The organism is Sulfurimonas sp. (assembly GCF_016744025.1).
Lineage (GTDB): Bacteria > Campylobacterota > Campylobacteria > Campylobacterales > Sulfurimonadaceae > Sulfurimonas.
Window position 1 is genome coordinate 74,270 of sequence record NZ_JADGFC010000001.1, and the last position, 17,638, is coordinate 91,907.

The window sequence follows — 17,638 nt, forward strand, 5'->3', positions numbered from 1 at the left end:
CTTACTCTAAACTTTTAAGACCATCATTTTCTGTTAACAATGGTCTTTTATAGGCCTCTTTGTTCATCCAGTCTTTGTAATATTCATTATACTTAGATTGAATACTTTCAGCGTTATCAATTGACCATTGTTGTGTATCAGAATTCACTTCAACTAGTTGACATTCTTTTAGCCATGTAGTAAATTTCTCTGAACTCAATTGTTTTAAATGCACTGGGGCCAAAGAAAATCTTGCTTTCCAAAACCCTAGTCTTGGCGTTACCAATGCATAGTATATTTTATCAGCTTCTAAATTTGCAGACATGAAATCTGCACTTTTTCCAATAACCATAAACAAGTGCTTTCCAGGATCTAGTTCATAAGAAACTTTTTTCTTTGCAGCAACAATACCAACAATTGATGTTACATTGTTGTCCACTTTGAAAACACTAGATTGAATAGCATATCCTAGAGTACTTGGGCGCATAAAAACTATTTTTGATTTGCCACTTGCTGGCGCTTCTATTAGTTTATTTGGAGCAGAAGCTGTCATATTTTTAATTGATCCTGAACAGCCACTAAAGCCTATTGCAAAAGCAAATATAACAAGAGAATAGATAATTTTTTTCATAGATAATTTCCTTTAATTATTTAATAAAATAATACTATCTAAATTAAATCACAGCACACCTTAAATGATATAAATAAACAGTTTGTCTTTTAGAATATTCTTTAGTGAGAAATTATTTTGATTTATTATCGTAATTTAAAAAGGTATCCATTAGATATTTTTTGCATTTTATATCTATACTGTCCATCAAGTTCTATTACTGCGCGGTAATAACCAGAGTGGTTACCAACTCTAACTTTAGTAAATATACCTTTTTTATTTTCTTTTATGTAACTCTTTAGACTAGCGTCTCTTTTAAAATCTAGAACTATTCTATGAGGATTTACAAGTAAAAAGTTTCTTATTATTTTGTCTTTACTTAGAACTTTAAGAGTTTTATTTGAAGATAGGAATTTTGCATATTTTACAGACGCAATTTGTTTATATTTTATAGATTTAATTTTTTTACTTGTTGCTTGTATTTGTTTTGTTTTATTTTCTGTTTGAGCGTAACTTTGAGATATAAATATAGGTAGATGCCAGTCTATAGAGTTATCAAGAATTATACTTTTTGTCTCTATGCTTGCATCTAAGTTTGCATACTCTATTGTTACTTTTTTAATTATTCTTGCAGATGATGGAAGAGTTATTGAAGAGCGCTTTAGTGCTTCTAATGATTTTACATTGTTAGAAGTATAAGGAATGTCTTTTTCACCTTTAGCAGGAAAAAATGGATTTTCACGAGCTTCTAAAGTGATTAGTAAAAAAAGTGAAATAAATAAAACTCTAATCAAAACAACCCCTGAATTAATTTGTAAACATTATAACAAGTTACTGCGCAGAAATTTCTTTGAGTTCAAAAAACTCTCTTTGAAGCTCTGCATTTTCACTTTTTAGTCTGTAAACTTCGTCTTGAAGGTAAGTCTCATAGTCTTGAAGCCCAAAAAGAACTTCTAAAGAGTTTGTTCCATAAAGAAGTATACCTAGATAAACTCCTAGCGCTAAGACTATTAGCACTAGACTTAAGAACTTTGTTAAAGAAAGTCCCATGTATCTTTGAGTGATACTTTGGGAAGTGTCTATATCTTCGTAAAGTTCTTCATTTTGCATTTTATTATCTTAATTAAAAAGCTCAGAACCTAAGTATTCACCATATACAACTTCATTTTCTATTTCTAAAAGACGGTTGTACTTAGCAGTTCTCTCTCCACGAGCAGTTGAACCAGTTTTGATTTGACCACAGTTAAGTGCTACAGCAAAGTCAGCTATAAAAGCATCTTCACTCTCACCAGAACGGTGACTCATAACACAAGTATAACCATTTCTTTGAGCAAGACGAACAGTAAGCATAGTCTCAGAAACTGAACCGATTTGGTTTGGCTTAATCAAAATTGAGTTTGCGATTCCTTCGTTAATACCTCTTGATAAGATGTTAGCATTTGTAACAAAAAGATCATCACCAACAATTTGAATCTTATCACCAAGTTTCTCAGTCATTAATTTAAAACCATCCCAATCATCTTCATTAAGACCATCTTCTATAGAAACAATAGGGTATTTAGCACATAAATCAACATAATAATCTACTAACTCTGCAGAAGTTACAGTACGATTTTCTGATTCTAGTCTATACCCACCATCAGCAATAATTTCAGATGCAGCAACATCTAAAGCGATAGCAATTTGCTCACCAGCTTTATATCCTGCTTTCTCAATTGCTTCCATAATTATTACAATTGGTTCTTCATTTGAACTAAGGTCTGGTGCAAAACCACCCTCATCACCAAGTGCAGTATTATGTTTTTTAACTTTTAAAATAGCTTTTAAGTTATGGTAAACTTCAGCAGATGCTCTTAGTCCCTCAGCAAAATCTTCAAATCCAACTGGAACAATCATATACTCTTGAAAGTCTACTGAATTATCAGCGTGTGAACCACCATTGATAATGTTTAACATAGGAGTAGGAATAGTAAGTGCATTTGCACCACCTAGGTAACGATAAAGTGGCATACCTAAGCTCTTAGCAGCAGCACGAGCAACAGCCATAGAAACACCAAGAACAGAGTTAGCTCCAAGGTTACCATAGTTGTCAGTTCCATCAAGTTCTTTCATCGTAGCATCTATTACAGCTTGATTAAAAGGTGAAAGACCTATTAGTACGTCTGAGATTTGAGAGTTAACATTCTCAACTGCTGTCAAAACACCCTTACCCATGTAGCGATCACCGCCATCACGAAGTTCTAAAGCCTCACGTTTACCAGTACTAGCACCTGAAGGTACAATTGCACTCTCAACTGTTCCATCACTTAATTCTACTGTCGCTTTAACCGTTGGGTTACCACGTGAATCCATTACTTCAATCGCACTTACACTATCTATAAACATTTAACATTTCCTTGTATTATGTATCTGAGTCATCTATCTCAGAAGTATCCATGACCATAACATTTGTTACACCCATAGCTACTTTAATTTTTTCTTCTATTTCTTTAGCCAGTTCAGGTTCTTCTTTGAACTTAGCTTTAACGTTTTCACGTCCTTGACCAAGCTTAGTTTCCTCATATGAAAACCATGCACCTGCTTTATCTACAATGTCTAGTTTAACACCGTAATCAACAAGTTCACCCTCTTTGGAGATTCCTTCTCCAAACATTATATCAAACTCTGCTTGACGAAATGGTGGTGCAACCTTATTTTTAATAACTTTTGCTTTTACACGGTTACCAATTTGACTCTCACCTTGTTTAAGTGAAGCTATACGTCTTACATCTATACGAACAGATGCATAAAATTTCAGTGCATTACCACCAGTTGTTGTCTCCGGAGAGCCATAACCCATCATACCAATTTTCATACGAATTTGATTGATAAAAATTACTGTACAGTTCATTTTACTAAGAACACCTGTTAACTTACGAAGTGCTTTTGACATTAAACGAGCTTGTACACCAACATTTTGGTCTGACATCTCACCTTCAATCTCAGACTTAGGTGTAAGCGCAGCAACAGAATCTATAACGACTAAATTTACAGCACCACTTCTTGCAATAGTTTCAACAATATCTAAAGCTTGTTCTCCATAATCTGGTTGTGAAACAAGTAGGTTTTCAACATCTACACCTAAGTTCTTAGCATAAATTGGGTCAAGAGCATGTTCAGCATCTATAAATGCACAAACTCCTCCATCTTTTTGACATTCAGCAGTTATCTGAAGTGCTAAAGTTGTTTTACCAGAACTTTCAGGCCCATAAATCTCAATAACTCTTCCTTGAGGAACGCCACCTATGCCAAGTGCTAAGTCAAGACCAATAGAACCAGTACTTATTGATTTAATCGGTTCAATATTCTTGTCGCCCAATCTCATTAAAGCACCTTTACCAAATGCCTTATCGATTTGTTTCATTGCTAAGTCTAATGATTTTTGTTTGTTTGCGTCCATCTTGGGCTCACTTATATTAAATTTGACTTATTGTATGGCAATTTTTTATTTTCTTACGAAAACATTGCAAAATGTCATATTTTTAGTGAATTTCTTTTATATAGAATTTATATATAAATTAGTGGAATTTTATCCTTATTTGGTTAAAATCTAGTTTATGAAAAGAACTTTAATTGCGCACTCCCCAGATGCTGATGATATCTTCATGTATTATGCCATCAAATTCGGTTGGGTAGATATGAAAAACACCCTATTTGACAACATAGCTAAAGATATACAAACACTAAATGAAGATGCTCTAAAGGGCACTTATGACATAGTTGCGATAAGCTTTGCTCTGTATCCTCACATAAAAGAAGAGTACGCTCCTCTTAGAACAGCTGTAAGTTTTGGTGAGGGTTATGGTCCTAAACTTATTAAGCAAAAAGGCGCAAAACTTAAAAGAAATTTTAAAGTCGCTCTTAGCGGAAAACACACTACAAATGCCATGTTATTTCGAATCGCTTATCCAGATGCTAGAGTTACTTATATGAACTTCTTAGAGATTGAGCAAGCTGTACTTGATGGTGTAGTAGATGCTGGTGTTTTAATTCATGAGAGTATCTTAACTTATGATAGCGCACTCGAAGTTGAACGTGAGATGTGGGATATTTGGCAAGAGTTAGCTGGAGAAGAACTTCCTCTTCCTCTTGGTGGTATGGCAATTCGTCGCTCACTACCACTTAACAAAGCTATAGATTACGAAGCAACTCTAACAAAAGCTGTACAAGTAGCACGTGACCATAAAGATAGACTATCTAAAATGCTAATTGAGAGAGACCTTGTTCGTATTGACGCGGCTACACTTGATAAGTATCTAGAACTATATGCAAATGACGAATCTATAACTTTAAGTGAGATTCAATACAGAGCTATTGATAAACTATTTGAACTCGGTTATAAACATGGTTTTTATGATGCACCTGTAAAAGTAGAAGACTTTATGATTCCAACTGAGTATGAAGAGATTAGGAACTCATAATATTATGGAAGCTAAACTAATTGCCCTTGGAGTTGAAACATTTAAAATCGCTCTTTTATTAGCATTGCCTGGTCTTTTAACAGGTATGCTTGTAGGTTTAGCAGTTAGTATTTTTCAAGCAACCACACAGATTAATGAAATGACGCTTTCGTTTATTCCTAAGATTTTAGGAGTTGTTATTGTTATCATTCTTACTATGCCTTGGATGCTTAACTCTATGACAGATTTTGCAACAAATATATTTAATATGATGCCAGAATTCATAGAGTAATGAAAACAAAAAAAATTAACTTTTCAAAATTCTCTTCTATAAATATAGGAGAGACTCTCGAAGTATCTCTTTTAGAAGACCCAAGCGATTTAACTTCAGAGTACTATCTTATAGGTTCATGCAACAATATTCTTATGGGTACACAGCCTCCAAAACTTATAAAACTCTCAAAAAAATATGATTATATAAAAATAGAAGATAATACTCTTAAAATAGGAGCTTCAACTCCATCTGGGAAAATAGCTTCATTTTGTAAAAAGCACAATATAAAAAACTTTGAATTTGTCTCGCATCTACCGGGAACTCTTGGTGGTTTAGTTTACATGAATGCTGGGTTAAAAGAGTATGAAATATTTAATAATTTACTTAGCATCTCTACTACAAAAGCTACATTGAATAAAAATGAGATTGACTTTGGATACAGATATACAAATATTAAAGATCCTATTTTAGATGCTAGCTTTACTCTTGAGTATGGCTATGATGAAGAGAAAGTAGAACTTTTCAAAACAATGCGCTCCAATCAACCAAGCACACCAAGTGCAGGATGTTGTTTTAAAAATCCACAAGGCGATTATGCTGGTAGACTTATAGAAGCAGTTGGATTAAAAGCAAAGCGTGTTGGTGGAATGGAGTTTAGCTCTGAACATGCAAACTTTTTAGTAAATTGCGGTGGTGGAGTCTTTGAAGATGCAATAACTCTTATTAAAGAGTCTCAAAAAAAAGTTTTTGATGAGTTTGGCATCTGGCTCGAATGCGAAGTTCTAGTTTTAGATAAAAGATATATGGGGAAGGACTCAGCTCTATTAAATTTATAATTATCATTAAAATCATTAATATATCGTTAATATAGAAGGACTACAATTTAACTAAAGAAAACAAAAGGAGTTAAAGATGAAATCTTTGTTAATTGTAACATTAATGGTTACAGGTGCTCTAGCGGTAGGTATGCCTTCGTATTCAAACTTTGATAGCGATGGTAATGGTAAAATAACTCAAAAAGAGTTTAACCTTGCTCAACAAAAAAGAATGCAAGAACAAGCAAACTCTGGTAAGATGATGAGAAATGCGAACAACGCACCTCAGTTTAGCGATATAGACACAAATAATAATGGTAATATCGATAAACAAGAGTTTCAAACTCATCAGGCAAATTCTAGAAGTAAACGAGGACAAGGGAGGAATCCCTAAATGAACAATAATAAAATTGTTATGAGAAAACTCATTTCCTTAACACTTGCTTTTTCCTTTTTAGTTATGAGTGTTACTGGGATAATGCTTTACATCGTTCCAAAAGGAAAGATTGCTTACTGGGCAAACTGGAAGATGTTTGGACTTACTAAGACTCAATATGGTGATATTCACATCACCTCTATGGTTCTTTTCTTAGTAGTTACTATTTGGCATATCTTCTACAACTGGAAGCCACTTATCAGTTATATCAAAGATAGTAGCAAAAAACTTACATTTTTTAAAAAAGAGCTTTTAATTGCTCTTGGTCTAAATATACTTTTTGTAGCAGGAACATTAAGTGGAATCCAGCCATTTAAAAGTGTTCTAGATTTAAATGATAATATCAAGTCCTATTGGGAAAAAGAATATGGTTCTCCTCCTTATGGTCATGCTGAAGAGTCATCATTAGAATCTTTTTCAAAACGTATTGGGATAGACACAAAAACAGCGATGCAACTTTTACAAGAAAAGAGTATAAAAGTTGATTCGCCAAAACAAAAACTGTTAGATATTTCAAAACAAAATGATATATCTTCAAAAGTTATATATGATATTATAAAGCCAGAACAGACTTCAAAGAGTGATGATAAGGTTGATTTTTTAGGACGAAGAACGCTTAGTGAATTAGCTAGTATGAATAAGATAAGTCTTGAAAAGTCTATGAAATTTTTACTAACACAAGGTCTTGAAGTTTCATCCGAGTCTAGGATGAAAGAGCTTGCTAATAATCTGGATATTACACCTCTGCAACTCTATGAGAAATTAAAAGGCTTGCAATAAAGAGGCGTTAAGGCCTCTTTATTAATAACTGTTTTTTTTAAAAACGAAGCATTGCACCAGCATAAAAACCTGAGAATTCTAAGTCTGCTTTTAAATCTCCAAAAGCACTATCATCAATATCTACCTTATGTGCTCTATATCCAATTTCTATAGCCGGCTGAACGATAGGGAACATATCAAAAGTATAATCAACTTTTATACGAGCGTCGTACACACTGCTTGAACCATATTCAACATATTTTAAATCTGCTTCTAATCCTACTACTGTGCCTGGAATTTCTACACGTCCTCTTATGTATCCAAGAGGAAGAATTACAGAGATACTATCTTTATCTCCTGCAAAAACACCAACAGATTTTGCTTCGTAATCTATTTCCATTATTTTAATATCTAAACCAACATCAATAGTTGCCCAAAAAGTATTGTCTAATAAATTGTAATAAGGGATAATATCATACTCTGTAATATCAAAAGTAGTTTTACTGACATCTGACAAAATATCAAAATTTTCAAACTTACCAGTGGCTTTTCCTGAATCTTCAAAAGTTATATATTCTAATCTTAGATTAGGAATAATTGGAATCGGGTGTTTAATAATAGCCCAAACATAGGGTTGAGTACTATCTTTTTCATCTGAAGAATAAGAACCATTTGCTCCACTCTTAGTGTATGTCACTTTACCTGAAGTATTTTGTTGCATAAAGCCAACACCCATTTCTAGTCTTGCAATATCTGCATTAGCAGTTATTGCCATTAGACTTGCACAAGCCAAGGCAGTTAGAATTTTTTTCATTAAATGCTCCTATCTATTTTATATAATTATATCATAGTCTCTCGGAGGTAAAGTTTAAAGAGTAAAATTAGGGCCAAGGCCCTAAAAAAGGAGGAAGAAAAAAATGAGTTATCGACTCACTTAACTTTGGCACCAATGGCGCCAAGAGCTACTCAAGGGGAAGTTAAGTAGCTTTTGAAAATTATCTAAAGGGTTTTAATTAAAGTGCAGCTTTTGCAGCAGCTAAAGCTTCTTCGTAGTTAGGCTCAGTTGTAATTTCAGGAACAACTTGCTTATAAGTCACCTTCCCATCTTTACCAACTACAAAAATAACTCTTGCAGTAATACCAGCTAAAGGACCATCAGCTAAAAGTACACCATAAGCGTTAGCAAAATCTTTGTTTCTAAAATCTGAACAAACTTTTAAGTTTTCAATGCCAGCTGCACCACACCATCTAGCTGCTGCAAATGGTAAATCCATAGAAACAGTAATAACTTCAACACCTGATAAAGCTGCTGCTTCAGTGTTAAATCTTCTTGTTTCAGCGTCACAAACACCTGTATCTAAAGATGGTACTGCTACTACTAGTTGAACTTTACCAGTTCCACCAATTTGCTCATCTTGAAGCATTGGATCACAGTTTACTACTGTTGTTACTGGTGCTGTATCACCTACATTTACTTCATTACCTGCTAGATTACATACGATGTCATTTTTAAACGTTACTGTTGCCATTTTAATTCCTTTTGTTTTTTTTTCACTTTATATTATATCTTGTTACTGCAGTGTTTCTGTGTAACAAGTTAATCACTTTTTGTGATCTATTAATTGGACGGGGGAATTATATGTTAAATCGGATAAAAATACTCTTATTTAGAAAAGAACTGTTTTTGACTAAGTTCTGCCTAAGTTTAAACAATTAAAAATTATTTTTACTAAAGATTACTACGAGGGGAACTGCTTAGCTCATCTAAAGAACTAAACATCTTCTTTTCATACATTTCAACTGCTACTCTGCCTATCATTGCGGCATTGTCTGAGCAATATTTAAGTTCACTAAGAAGTAATTGTGCTCCATGAGGTCTTAAAAGTTCCTCAATTTGTGAGCGTAGATACAAGTTTGCACTTGCTCCACCAACTATAGCAAATGTTTTAGGTTGCACATCTTTAAAGTATTTTTTTAGTTTTTGAGTAAGATGAGCACAAGCAATATGCTCAAAAGATGCAGCGACATCTTTGTAATCTTCTTCATTTGTTTTTTCTATAACGAGTCTAACCGCATTTTTAAGTCCTGAATATGAAAACGCTATTAGAGGAGATTGAGAGAGAGGAATAGTAAAGTTAAATTTCTTTCTATCACCATTTTTTGCCAGTTCTTGAATAAGTGGTCCACCAGGATAACCAAGTCCCATCATCTTAGCAACCTTATCAAAACTCTCACCAAAACTATCGTCCATACTTTTAGCGACTGTTTTAATCTCTTGTAATGATTTTACTTCCATCACCTGTGTATGTCCGCCAGAAACTAAAAGAACAGTCATAGGAAATTGTGTTGGCATATCAATGAAAAGAGAGTAGATATGCCCAACAAGATGATTCACTCCAATAAGAGGGATATCAAGAGCAACGGAAACTGCCTTTGCCATTGTTACACCTTCTACGAGTGTAACAGCCAAACCTGGAGTAGATGTTACAGCTACAGCTTTTAAGTCTTTAAAGTAAGGCTCGCACTCTGCTAGTATCTTAGGAAGTGCTTCTGCATGAAGACGAGCTGCTAGTTCTGGAACTACTCCACCATAAACAGAGTGTTCTAGTTCTTGAGATATTTTTTTATGAAAAAGAAGTTTTTTTGTTTTTGTATCTGTAATTGCAATAGCACTGTCATCACATGAGCTTTCTATACTAAGAATCATTTTAAATACTTCTCCAAAATATCTTCTTTTAGCTTGGGAATATCCGCTAATTCTTTATTATTTTTTTCTATCTTTTTTTCTATAAATTCTATTTTCTTTACTATCTCTGTTTGTTCTTCTATGGACGGTAGTGGAATTTTAAATTCTTCTAATTGTAATTTTGTGATTGCTTCCCTTGAAGTTCCACCATCACCAATTTCTAATAATTTATTTTTATACTTAGAACTTATTAAAACCATCTGTACATATTTTGAAAGTGCTTTTTCATCTGTACGAATTATTGATACATGCTGATTAACCCTTGCAGGTAAGTATCTCTTATCAACGATACCACATCTTGCAATAGATGCCCCCGTTATGTTAAATAATATATCATTTTCCTCAACTGTTACATTGTTTAGTTTTTTTGCCTGTTCTTCATCTATAAAAGCTAAACCTTTATCGGTAAAAATATTATCATACACATTTTGACTTCTAATTAAACTAATTCCACTCACTTTATAAGCGCCCTCTCCACCTCTTGGTGTTGCTCCACTTCCTATTTTTGTGGTTATATCTTCAAGTTTAGTTAATTTTCCAGAAGAATTATCAATAATCTTAGTAATTTCTTTTTTCAAAATATTTATTGCATCAATAGTTTTTTCTCCTTGTTTTTCTAATAATTCAATCTCTTTCACAATTTTTTCTTGGATACTTTCTGGTGGTAATGGAATTTTCAAATCTCTTAGTATTGATAATGAAACAAATTTTCTATTACTTCCTTTTGTTTCATGTAGTATTTGGTTTTTAATAATATCATGATTCAGTAGTTCTTTTAAATATGCATTATTAAGTTTTTGTGATTTATCAAATTTAAATAAAGCGACATTTTTAATTGCAAATTTATTACTTGTATTAACAATAACTGGAAATCCTATTGTACCTATCATTGCATATAATATATCTCCATTTTCTACTAAAGATCTTTTATTTATATCATCAAAATCTTTTTGAGAAATATTTTTTACATTTGTAAAATCTAATTTATTTCCACTTATATTCTTAGATGTAATTAGTGGAAAACCTATGTCTACAAACGTTGGACTTTCATGTGTACCATCTCTTACGTCACAAATATCTCCAAGTCTAAATATATTCCATTGACTTTTCACTTTTTTTTTAACACTCAAAGAGATATTTTTTTCAAAATCAGCTCTATCAAAAGTCATCATATCTACTAAATCAATATAAGAAATATTATCTCTTAAGCTCTCATCTATCTCTTTGAACTCACCATTAAAAGCACTATATATATAACTATTTGCTTTTAAACTATTTGTAAAAGTAGTTTCATCATACAATGATGTACACTCATCTATACTCTTAGCTCTTTGGATAGGGTGAATTCCTTCACTACCTCTTCTTGTACTAAACTCATAACCCAAAAATCTTTTTTCTTCTTTTTTCTCACCTGTTTTTACTAAAGTTATTTTTTGAGGATATGCACTTATAAAATAAAACAGTTTTTCATTTTCAAAATTTATGATCTTTTCAATATCTCCAAATTTTTTATCATACGCTTGATAAAGTTCATGGTTTTGAATTGTTTCATTTGGATTTTTATCTAAAAGTGTTAAATAATCATCTAAGCTTATATCTTCCCAAACATGATCTATATATTTTACTAGTGGCTTTTCCACTCCATTAATAGTTATATATTTTTTATTCTCAAAAAGTTTATCTACAGATGCTTTTATATTTATATGGTCAGCATTATTTTTTCTTCGTAAAAATAAAACCACTGTATTTGTCCCAGTTGCCATAAAGGTATTAGACCCAAGTTCGGTAATGCTTACAATATCAAAATATTTAAAGATTATTTCTCGTGTTTTTGCATAGATTCCACTATTACTTAAAATACTACTTGGTAAAATTATTCCAGCAATTCCACCATCTTTTAAAAGCTGTTTTGTTCTCTCAATAAAAAGAGTCTCTATCTCACTACTTTGGTCTGTTAATTTATCAAAAAGCTCAAAATTATTTTTTGATTTTTCACTATCCATCATACTTTTAAAAGCAGATACTGAATATGGAGGATTAGAGACTATTATGTCAAATTGCTTGTTATCTTGATGGTAAGTTTTGTCAACTTTAGTAAGTTTATCTTTATACTCTTTTGCAGTAGAGAAATCTGCTAATCCATCTCCGTGAATTACTTTAGCTAAACCATCTCCATGAAGATAACAACTAACTTTTGCTGTTTTTACAAGTCTGTAATCTTTTTCAATAGCATATACATAATCTTCTGCCCAATCATATTTAGAATTTTTCCAGTAAGCTATAGTTTTTTTAGTTGTAGCTTTTAAATTACTATCATCAATTGTATCTATATACCTTTGAACTTCTTCCATAGATTCAGTTATAAAGTGTCCACTACCAGCACTATAGTCAATAATAGCAGGTAACAAGTCATCTTTATCAGCATTTTGAATTTTATTTTCTATCATATTGTTTATTGGTATACTTTTTAATATAAACCTTGCCACAGGAACAGGTGTAAAAAATTGTCCAGATTCTTGCTTAAGCCCAGTTGTTAACAACTGCTCAAAAAAGTCACTTAAGAATTGTTGTCTATAGTTATATCTAATTTGATAAGCTTGAAGTAACTCTACTATCTCTTTTACAACTATTGCATTTTCTTTAAAAGAGTCATCATCGAACACTTCTTTAATAGCAAATTCATTATTCTTTTTTAGTCTTATCTCTGTTAGTATATCTTTAAATTCATCTTTATATTTAGCATCAACTTGTGCAAAACGTTTATCAAATTCATTATCACTAATATCTGTAACATTTTTTTCTAGTAACTCTTTCATACCACGATTGTAAAGGTCTGATAATCTTTTTTGAAATGATATATGAGTATCTTCACCCTCTAGCCATTGAAAATGAAGTTGCTCATTATCAACTCTATCTTCATCTATTATTTTGCATAAGAAAAGAGTGAATATTTTATTGAAAGCATTTGGCTTATCTGACACTACATTATGTCTTAGAATTTCTAAAAATCTATTAAATATGAGACTGCTGTCTTCTTGTTTTAAAGCTTTTAAATCTTCTTTTGTTAGGGCTTTACTTATAAACTCATAAGGGTTTGTATAAGATTCAAAAACACCATTATTTTTTGGTAATTTATTCCATCTATCAAAAAAGTCTTTTACATTACTTGTAGCTCTGTATTCATCTTCTATTTTAATAATTTGATTTATATACTGTATGTCATCATCAAGTTTTGAAGCATACAAGACCAAAACTTCCGCATCTTTATCTTGCTGGAAATATGTAAAAAGTTGTCCGCCATCTTTATTTAGTTTTGCAAACGCTTTATCAAATTCTTTTCCCCAAGTTTTACACTCTATCATCATATATGCAGAGTTATCCTCACGAGTTACTAAAATATCCAGTCTTCCACTTGTTCCATGTCCAGATGGATATACTTTTTCTAATATTATGTTGTTTGGTTTATAACCTTTACTAAGCAGTCTATCTACACATTCTAGAACAACTAAGTCTTCTGCTTTTGTGACTTTTTGAGTGCTATTTTTAGAATCATTAAAAAAGATAGTTTTTCCAAAATCAATACTATTCTTGTCTAAATCTATTTCTATATGATAATCATCATGATTTGAATATTTTTTCTGGTAGATATTGATGCTATTTTCTTTTGGTGTAAACTGTAGTTTAACTATCAAGTCTTTCTGATTTGAATCCATTAGCATTTCAACTCACTTTATCTTTAATTCTTAGTTATTCTATTTTAAATAAATAGCCAACAGCAAAAAGTATGACAAATTGTCATACTTTTATATAAATTTATAACTTTTACTTTATATTTTTGGATTGAATTTTACCATAATTATGAATATATCTATTCTTTACGACTTTTTATATCCCAAATAGCTAAGCCAATGGCAACTATTACAAGCAAACCAAACATTATGCCCCATGTTAAAAAGTCACCACCGCTAGTAGCTTTATCAAGCTGATCTGTCATTATCTATTTTCTCTAACTACTCTACGAACCTGTGCATCTATCTCAAATACATCATCAACACTTGATGGCATCTGTGTAAACTTTTCAAAGGCTTTTATTATAGTTTTAGAGATATCCATAAAACCTATCTCTTTATTTATAAACATCTCTATTGCTGCTTCATTTGCTGCATTTACAACAACACCACGAGATGGATGTTTCAGTAACTCTTTTCTAATTTCCCAGATTGGATATCTATCTGTTGTTATTTCACGAAACTCTAAAGAGCCAACTTTGAGTAAATCAACATGTTCTAAGATTTTTTCATTCATCTTTTCATCAAGTGCATAAGCAATAGGAAGTTGCATAGAAGCATGAGCAAAGTGTGCAGTAGTTGAACCATCTTTAAAATCAATCAAAGCGTGAATAAGTGACTTAGTCTCTATTATAGAGTCATACTCACCCTCACCAAAAAGCCATCTAGCTTCTAAGAGTTCAAACATCTTATTTACCATAGTTGCACTATCTATTGTAATCTTTTGTCCCATAGACCAGTTTGGATGTTTTTGAGTATCTGCTAAAGTAGCATTTTGAAGTTTATTAATATCCCAGTCACGAAATGCTCCACCGCTAGCAGTGATAATCATTTTTTGCACAGGTCTATCTTGCATCAAATACCAAAGACCAAAGTGTTCACTATCTATTGGCTGAATTTTACTTGTATCTATAAAATTACCACAAGCAACAAGTGATTCTTTATTTGCAAGAGCAACTTTCTTGCCTGCATCTAAGGCACTAAGAGTTGGTCTAAGACCTAAAAAACCTACAAGCGCATTTACTACAAGTTCTGACTCAGAGTCTTGTATTACTTTTAAAATAGATTCAGAACCCCAGAGTACATTTGAGTGATTTACCTTGTGTACGTCGTTTGCATCTGCAACGACTACAACCTTAGGAGAGTGTTGTAAAAGCTGTTTATTTAAAAGTTCTATATTTTTTCCACATACTAAGACTTCAACATCTATGTTGAACTTCTTAGCAACTTCGAGTGTATTTACACCAATAGAACCTGTACAGCCAAGTAGTACCAATTAAACAAGTCCTCTTAAAAGTACAAGCATCACAATAGCACCAAATAGATAACCATCTATTCTATCAAGAATACCACCATGACCGGGAAGAATATCTCCACTGTCTTTTACATTTGCAGCTCTTTTAAGAGAACTCTCAAAAAGATCTCCAAAGATAGAACTCGTAGCAACCATAAAAGAGATGATAAAAGAAGCACCTAAATCAACGATGCTTAAGCCTACAAACATACCTGAAAGTGTTGCGACAATTATTCCGCCAACAACACCTTCCATAGTCTTGTTTGGAGAAGTCTCACAAAAAGGTGTTTTACCCATGCTCTTACCAACAGCATAAGCTCCAACATCAGTCATTGCTACAATTACTAGTAACCACAATAGTGAAATCATTCCATACTCTTGGTACATTGTAAATATAAATAGCATTCCTGCTGTAGGGTAGATAAACGGGAAAAAGTTTTTCCATGTAACTTCTTTGTTAAAAGCAACAGCACTTGCATAAGCAACACCGGCTAAAACAAAAAGATCATCACCATAAGGGTAGATGCCAGCAAGAAGCCAGATGCCAAGGGCATACATAGTAAGTGAATCATTTTTTATCTCAAAAAGTTTTAGAGCTTCTTTAAATGCTATTAAATAAACCGCACCAAGAACTAACCACATTAAAAAATAATTGTCTATTAAACCTATAACCAAAACTGTCCCAAGAAGAGCCAAACCAGTGACTACTCTCTCTTTACTTGAGCTTAGAGCTTTAAAAATTCCCATGAGTTTCCTTTTGGGAGATTATACCAAATCAGACTTTAATATCTAGTTTGTATATAGGGTACTCACTCTCTTTATTCTCTTCTTCATCTTCATGATCTTCATGTTTAGCTCTAGAAGTCTCTTGGTCAGCTTCATTTTTTTGATGTTCTCTATCGGGGTCTACTTCTTGGTTTTCTTCGGCAGGACGTACGGCAAGAACTTTTTCTTCTTTTTCATTTGCAGCTGCTTGAGCTACCATATTTTGAAAGTCTACACGATTATTATGCGCATTTTGAACAGAAGACACAGCAGCAGTCATCTGATTTGCAAAAATCGCATTTCCTATTGCACCTATAGCCATCTTGTTCTCCTTTACGCTTTTTTATTTACCTCGTATCCACCTCAATGGTTTTGTACTTATTATAAAGCACGTTTGCACCACTTTGTATGGTAACTTCTCGTCTAGGAGTATAATCGACCAAAAAGCGATCTTTTTGAGCGATAGTGAAATCTACACATAATCTTCCCGCTCCTTCTATGATGTTCATAGGGATATTTTGCTTGTCTGTTGTGATGATTACATGGGCTGATGGTCTATCTTTCATATGTACCCAAATATCTTTTGCTCTTGCATTTTTAAGAACTTCTATATTGCCTTTTTCATTTTTACCAAGTTGTACTTTATAGCCTTCTATCCAGAAAGTCTTTACAGAATCATTTACTTTAATCTTTTTAGCTTGAATCTTTTTTGGAAACAAAAGTTGTATCTTTGCTATATCTTTTGCTTCTTGTACGGCAGAGATGTATAGATGCATATGATCTATTTTAGAACTAAGAGACTCTTTTTCAATATGAAGATGCGAGACTTTTTGTTTAGCTTTTTTGCTACGTGTAAAAAGAGAGTTTGCCATCTGAGCCACTGTAGTAAAGTCTTTGTGAAACTCTATCTCAACTGGAGTTCCATCATAATCGTTAAGCTCTATTTTCTTTTGGTATGGCTTGATAGTATGAATATTTGCCAAAACTAGATTCCCATGATGCTGACACCTTTGCACCTCATCTTGTAGTTTTTTCTCATCATCAAGTGAGTTATGCAACTTTTGGAGTTTTTTTAGTTTTTTTCCAAGAAGAGAAATTTTTTGTTTTTTTAAAGAGTCTAACTTTGCTTCAATATCTTTTGAATACTCATCTTGTAAGAATTTTTCTACATCTACAAGTGGATACTCTTTTGCAACAAAAGGAGCAGTTGGAACATTTAGAAGTTTTTGCCCTACTCTTACTTCACGAAACGAAGAAAACAGGTCAACATGGCGAAGAGCTTCTAAAACTATTTCGTTTTCATCTAAGATGACTACATTTGTATACTTACCAGTAAATTCAAACTGTAATAGGGTTATCTCTTCTTTGTATGCAGAACTGATAGAAGTTTTAAATCTTAGTATCTTATCTTCATTTATAAGCTCTACGCTAAGGATATTTGCACGGTTAAATCTTTTTGAGAGAAGAACATCAAATGGAGCATTGTAAACTTTTGAGCGAGAATAAGAGTCGCATCTAAACATTTTTGAGTTTGAGCGTTGCATCTCAAAATAGACTTCATCATTTTTATCAAATGCCACTTTAACGATAGTGTCACTAACTCTGTATATTGCAGAAATTTTTGTGAAAGTTTGTAAATAGTTTTTTATTTGTTTTAAGTGTGATAGTTTCATACTTGATTATACAATTTTATCTACAATAAATACATAATGCTTGAGAACTTTTATCACGAA

19 protein-coding genes are annotated in these 17,638 nt (G+C 32.5%); 5 read left to right on the plus strand and 14 right to left on the minus strand.

What is annotated here, in order from left to right; translation table 11 throughout:
- Position 1: 1 nt before the first annotated feature.
- The 5 genes from QZZ48_RS00440 to recA all read right to left on the minus strand — a co-directional run bounded on the left by QZZ48_RS00440 (position 2) and on the right by recA (position 4,028).
- Entirely contained in the window at positions 2–610 is a 609-nt protein-coding gene (locus QZZ48_RS00440) for a hypothetical protein (protein ID WP_294960541.1), read from the minus strand.
- A gap of 125 nt (positions 611–735) precedes the next feature.
- Positions 736–1,383, minus strand: a complete 648-nt coding sequence (locus QZZ48_RS00445) for an AMIN domain-containing protein (protein ID WP_294960544.1) — start codon at positions 1,381–1,383, stop codon at positions 736–738.
- 37 nt (positions 1,384–1,420) lie between these two features.
- Positions 1,421–1,699: a hypothetical protein gene (locus QZZ48_RS00450; RefSeq protein ID WP_294960547.1), complete on the minus strand. Its 279-nt coding sequence runs from the start codon at positions 1,697–1,699 to the stop codon at positions 1,421–1,423.
- A gap of 9 nt (positions 1,700–1,708) precedes the next feature.
- Positions 1,709–2,974 carry a phosphopyruvate hydratase gene (gene eno / locus QZZ48_RS00455; protein WP_294960548.1) on the minus strand — a complete coding sequence of 422 codons (1,266 nt, stop codon included), beginning with the start codon at positions 2,972–2,974 and terminating at the stop codon, positions 1,709–1,711.
- Between the two features lie 16 nt (positions 2,975–2,990).
- Positions 2,991–4,028, minus strand: coding sequence for a recombinase RecA (gene recA / locus QZZ48_RS00460; RefSeq protein ID WP_294960550.1), 1,038 nt, complete (start codon positions 4,026–4,028; stop codon positions 2,991–2,993).
- 157 nt (positions 4,029–4,185) lie between these two features.
- Between recA and QZZ48_RS00465 the strand changes: the two genes are divergently transcribed.
- The 5 genes from QZZ48_RS00465 (at position 4,186) to QZZ48_RS00485 (ending at position 7,333) form a co-directional block, all read left to right on the plus strand.
- The gene (locus QZZ48_RS00465; RefSeq protein WP_294960552.1) at positions 4,186–5,049 is read left to right on the plus strand and encodes an MqnA/MqnD/SBP family protein; all 864 of its coding nucleotides are present in this window, start codon (positions 4,186–4,188) and stop codon (positions 5,047–5,049) included.
- A gap of 4 nt (positions 5,050–5,053) precedes the next feature.
- On the plus strand, positions 5,054–5,320 hold the full coding sequence (fliQ, locus tag QZZ48_RS00470) for a flagellar biosynthesis protein FliQ (protein WP_294960555.1): 267 nt from the start codon (positions 5,054–5,056) through the stop codon (positions 5,318–5,320).
- Positions 5,320–6,138, plus strand: a complete 819-nt coding sequence (locus QZZ48_RS00475) for a UDP-N-acetylmuramate dehydrogenase (RefSeq protein WP_294960558.1) — start codon at positions 5,320–5,322, stop codon at positions 6,136–6,138. Before fliQ ends, QZZ48_RS00475 begins: the two co-directional genes overlap by 1 nt.
- A gap of 76 nt (positions 6,139–6,214) precedes the next feature.
- A complete protein-coding gene (locus QZZ48_RS00480) occupies positions 6,215–6,511 on the plus strand; it encodes a hypothetical protein (RefSeq protein ID WP_294960561.1) in 297 nt (98 codons plus the stop codon).
- On the plus strand, positions 6,512–7,333 hold the full coding sequence (locus QZZ48_RS00485) for a DUF4405 domain-containing protein (RefSeq protein ID WP_294960564.1): 822 nt from the start codon (positions 6,512–6,514) through the stop codon (positions 7,331–7,333).
- A 37-nt stretch (positions 7,334–7,370) separates the two neighbouring features.
- Here QZZ48_RS00485 and QZZ48_RS00490 read toward each other — a convergent pair whose 3' ends face one another.
- From QZZ48_RS00490 to QZZ48_RS00530, 9 genes are all read right to left on the minus strand, one after another.
- The gene (locus QZZ48_RS00490) at positions 7,371–8,126 is read right to left on the minus strand and encodes a TIGR04219 family outer membrane beta-barrel protein (protein WP_294960566.1); all 756 of its coding nucleotides are present in this window, start codon (positions 8,124–8,126) and stop codon (positions 7,371–7,373) included.
- 199 nt (positions 8,127–8,325) lie between these two features.
- A complete protein-coding gene (tpx, locus tag QZZ48_RS00495) occupies positions 8,326–8,841 on the minus strand; it encodes a thiol peroxidase (protein ID WP_294960569.1) in 516 nt (171 codons plus the stop codon).
- 200 nt (positions 8,842–9,041) lie between these two features.
- On the minus strand, positions 9,042–10,019 hold the full coding sequence (gene tsaD, locus QZZ48_RS00500) for a tRNA (adenosine(37)-N6)-threonylcarbamoyltransferase complex transferase subunit TsaD (RefSeq protein ID WP_294960571.1): 978 nt from the start codon (positions 10,017–10,019) through the stop codon (positions 9,042–9,044).
- A complete protein-coding gene (locus tag QZZ48_RS00505) occupies positions 10,016–13,771 on the minus strand; it encodes a restriction endonuclease subunit S (protein ID WP_294960572.1) in 3,756 nt (1,251 codons plus the stop codon). The genes tsaD and QZZ48_RS00505 overlap by 4 nt, the downstream gene beginning before the upstream one ends.
- A 155-nt stretch (positions 13,772–13,926) precedes the next feature.
- On the minus strand, positions 13,927–14,052 hold the full coding sequence (locus QZZ48_RS00510) for a hypothetical protein (protein WP_294960575.1): 126 nt from the start codon (positions 14,050–14,052) through the stop codon (positions 13,927–13,929).
- Complete coding sequence (dxr, locus tag QZZ48_RS00515; protein ID WP_294960578.1) at positions 14,052–15,122, minus strand: 1-deoxy-D-xylulose-5-phosphate reductoisomerase; 1,071 nt, start codon at positions 15,120–15,122, stop codon at positions 14,052–14,054. The genes QZZ48_RS00510 and dxr overlap by 1 nt, the downstream gene beginning before the upstream one ends.
- Positions 15,123–15,887, minus strand: coding sequence for a phosphatidate cytidylyltransferase (locus QZZ48_RS00520; protein WP_294960581.1), 765 nt, complete (start codon positions 15,885–15,887; stop codon positions 15,123–15,125).
- 28 nt (positions 15,888–15,915) lie between these two features.
- Complete coding sequence (locus tag QZZ48_RS00525) at positions 15,916–16,227, minus strand: hypothetical protein (RefSeq protein WP_294960583.1); 312 nt, start codon at positions 16,225–16,227, stop codon at positions 15,916–15,918.
- A gap of 25 nt (positions 16,228–16,252) precedes the next feature.
- Positions 16,253–17,578 carry an NFACT family protein gene (locus QZZ48_RS00530; protein WP_294960585.1) on the minus strand — a complete coding sequence of 442 codons (1,326 nt, stop codon included), beginning with the start codon at positions 17,576–17,578 and terminating at the stop codon, positions 16,253–16,255.
- Positions 17,579–17,638 lie beyond the last annotated feature (60 nt).

Excerpts from the sequence above, each read along its gene's own strand:
- QZZ48_RS00440 (WP_294960541.1), bottom strand. The coding sequence starts at position 610 with ATGAAAAAAATTATCTATTCTCTTGTTATATTTGCTTTTGCAATAGGC.
- QZZ48_RS00480 (WP_294960561.1), top strand. The coding sequence starts at position 6,215 with ATGAAATCTTTGTTAATTGTAACATTAATGGTTACAGGTGCTCTAGCG.
- QZZ48_RS00530 (WP_294960585.1), bottom strand. The coding sequence starts at position 17,578 with ATGAAACTATCACACTTAAAACAAATAAAAAACTATTTACAAACTTTC.
- eno (WP_294960548.1), bottom strand. The coding sequence starts at position 2,974 with ATGTTTATAGATAGTGTAAGTGCGATTGAAGTAATGGATTCACGTGGT.
- QZZ48_RS00490 (WP_294960566.1), bottom strand. The coding sequence starts at position 8,126 with ATGAAAAAAATTCTAACTGCCTTGGCTTGTGCAAGTCTAATGGCAATA.
- recA (WP_294960550.1), bottom strand. The coding sequence starts at position 4,028 with ATGGACGCAAACAAACAAAAATCATTAGACTTAGCAATGAAACAAATC.
- QZZ48_RS00465 (WP_294960552.1), top strand. The coding sequence starts at position 4,186 with ATGAAAAGAACTTTAATTGCGCACTCCCCAGATGCTGATGATATCTTC.
- QZZ48_RS00505 (WP_294960572.1), bottom strand. The coding sequence starts at position 13,771 with ATGGATTCAAATCAGAAAGACTTGATAGTTAAACTACAGTTTACACCA.
- fliQ (WP_294960555.1), top strand. The coding sequence starts at position 5,054 with ATGGAAGCTAAACTAATTGCCCTTGGAGTTGAAACATTTAAAATCGCT.
- QZZ48_RS00450 (WP_294960547.1), bottom strand. The coding sequence starts at position 1,699 with ATGCAAAATGAAGAACTTTACGAAGATATAGACACTTCCCAAAGTATC.
- QZZ48_RS00525 (WP_294960583.1), bottom strand. The coding sequence starts at position 16,227 with ATGGCTATAGGTGCAATAGGAAATGCGATTTTTGCAAATCAGATGACT.
- QZZ48_RS00520 (WP_294960581.1), bottom strand. The coding sequence starts at position 15,887 with ATGGGAATTTTTAAAGCTCTAAGCTCAAGTAAAGAGAGAGTAGTCACT.
- QZZ48_RS00485 (WP_294960564.1), top strand. The coding sequence starts at position 6,512 with ATGAACAATAATAAAATTGTTATGAGAAAACTCATTTCCTTAACACTT.
- QZZ48_RS00510 (WP_294960575.1), bottom strand. The coding sequence starts at position 14,052 with ATGACAGATCAGCTTGATAAAGCTACTAGCGGTGGTGACTTTTTAACA.
- tsaD (WP_294960571.1), bottom strand. The coding sequence starts at position 10,019 with ATGATTCTTAGTATAGAAAGCTCATGTGATGACAGTGCTATTGCAATT.
- tpx (WP_294960569.1), bottom strand. The coding sequence starts at position 8,841 with ATGGCAACAGTAACGTTTAAAAATGACATCGTATGTAATCTAGCAGGT.
- QZZ48_RS00475 (WP_294960558.1), top strand. The coding sequence starts at position 5,320 with ATGAAAACAAAAAAAATTAACTTTTCAAAATTCTCTTCTATAAATATA.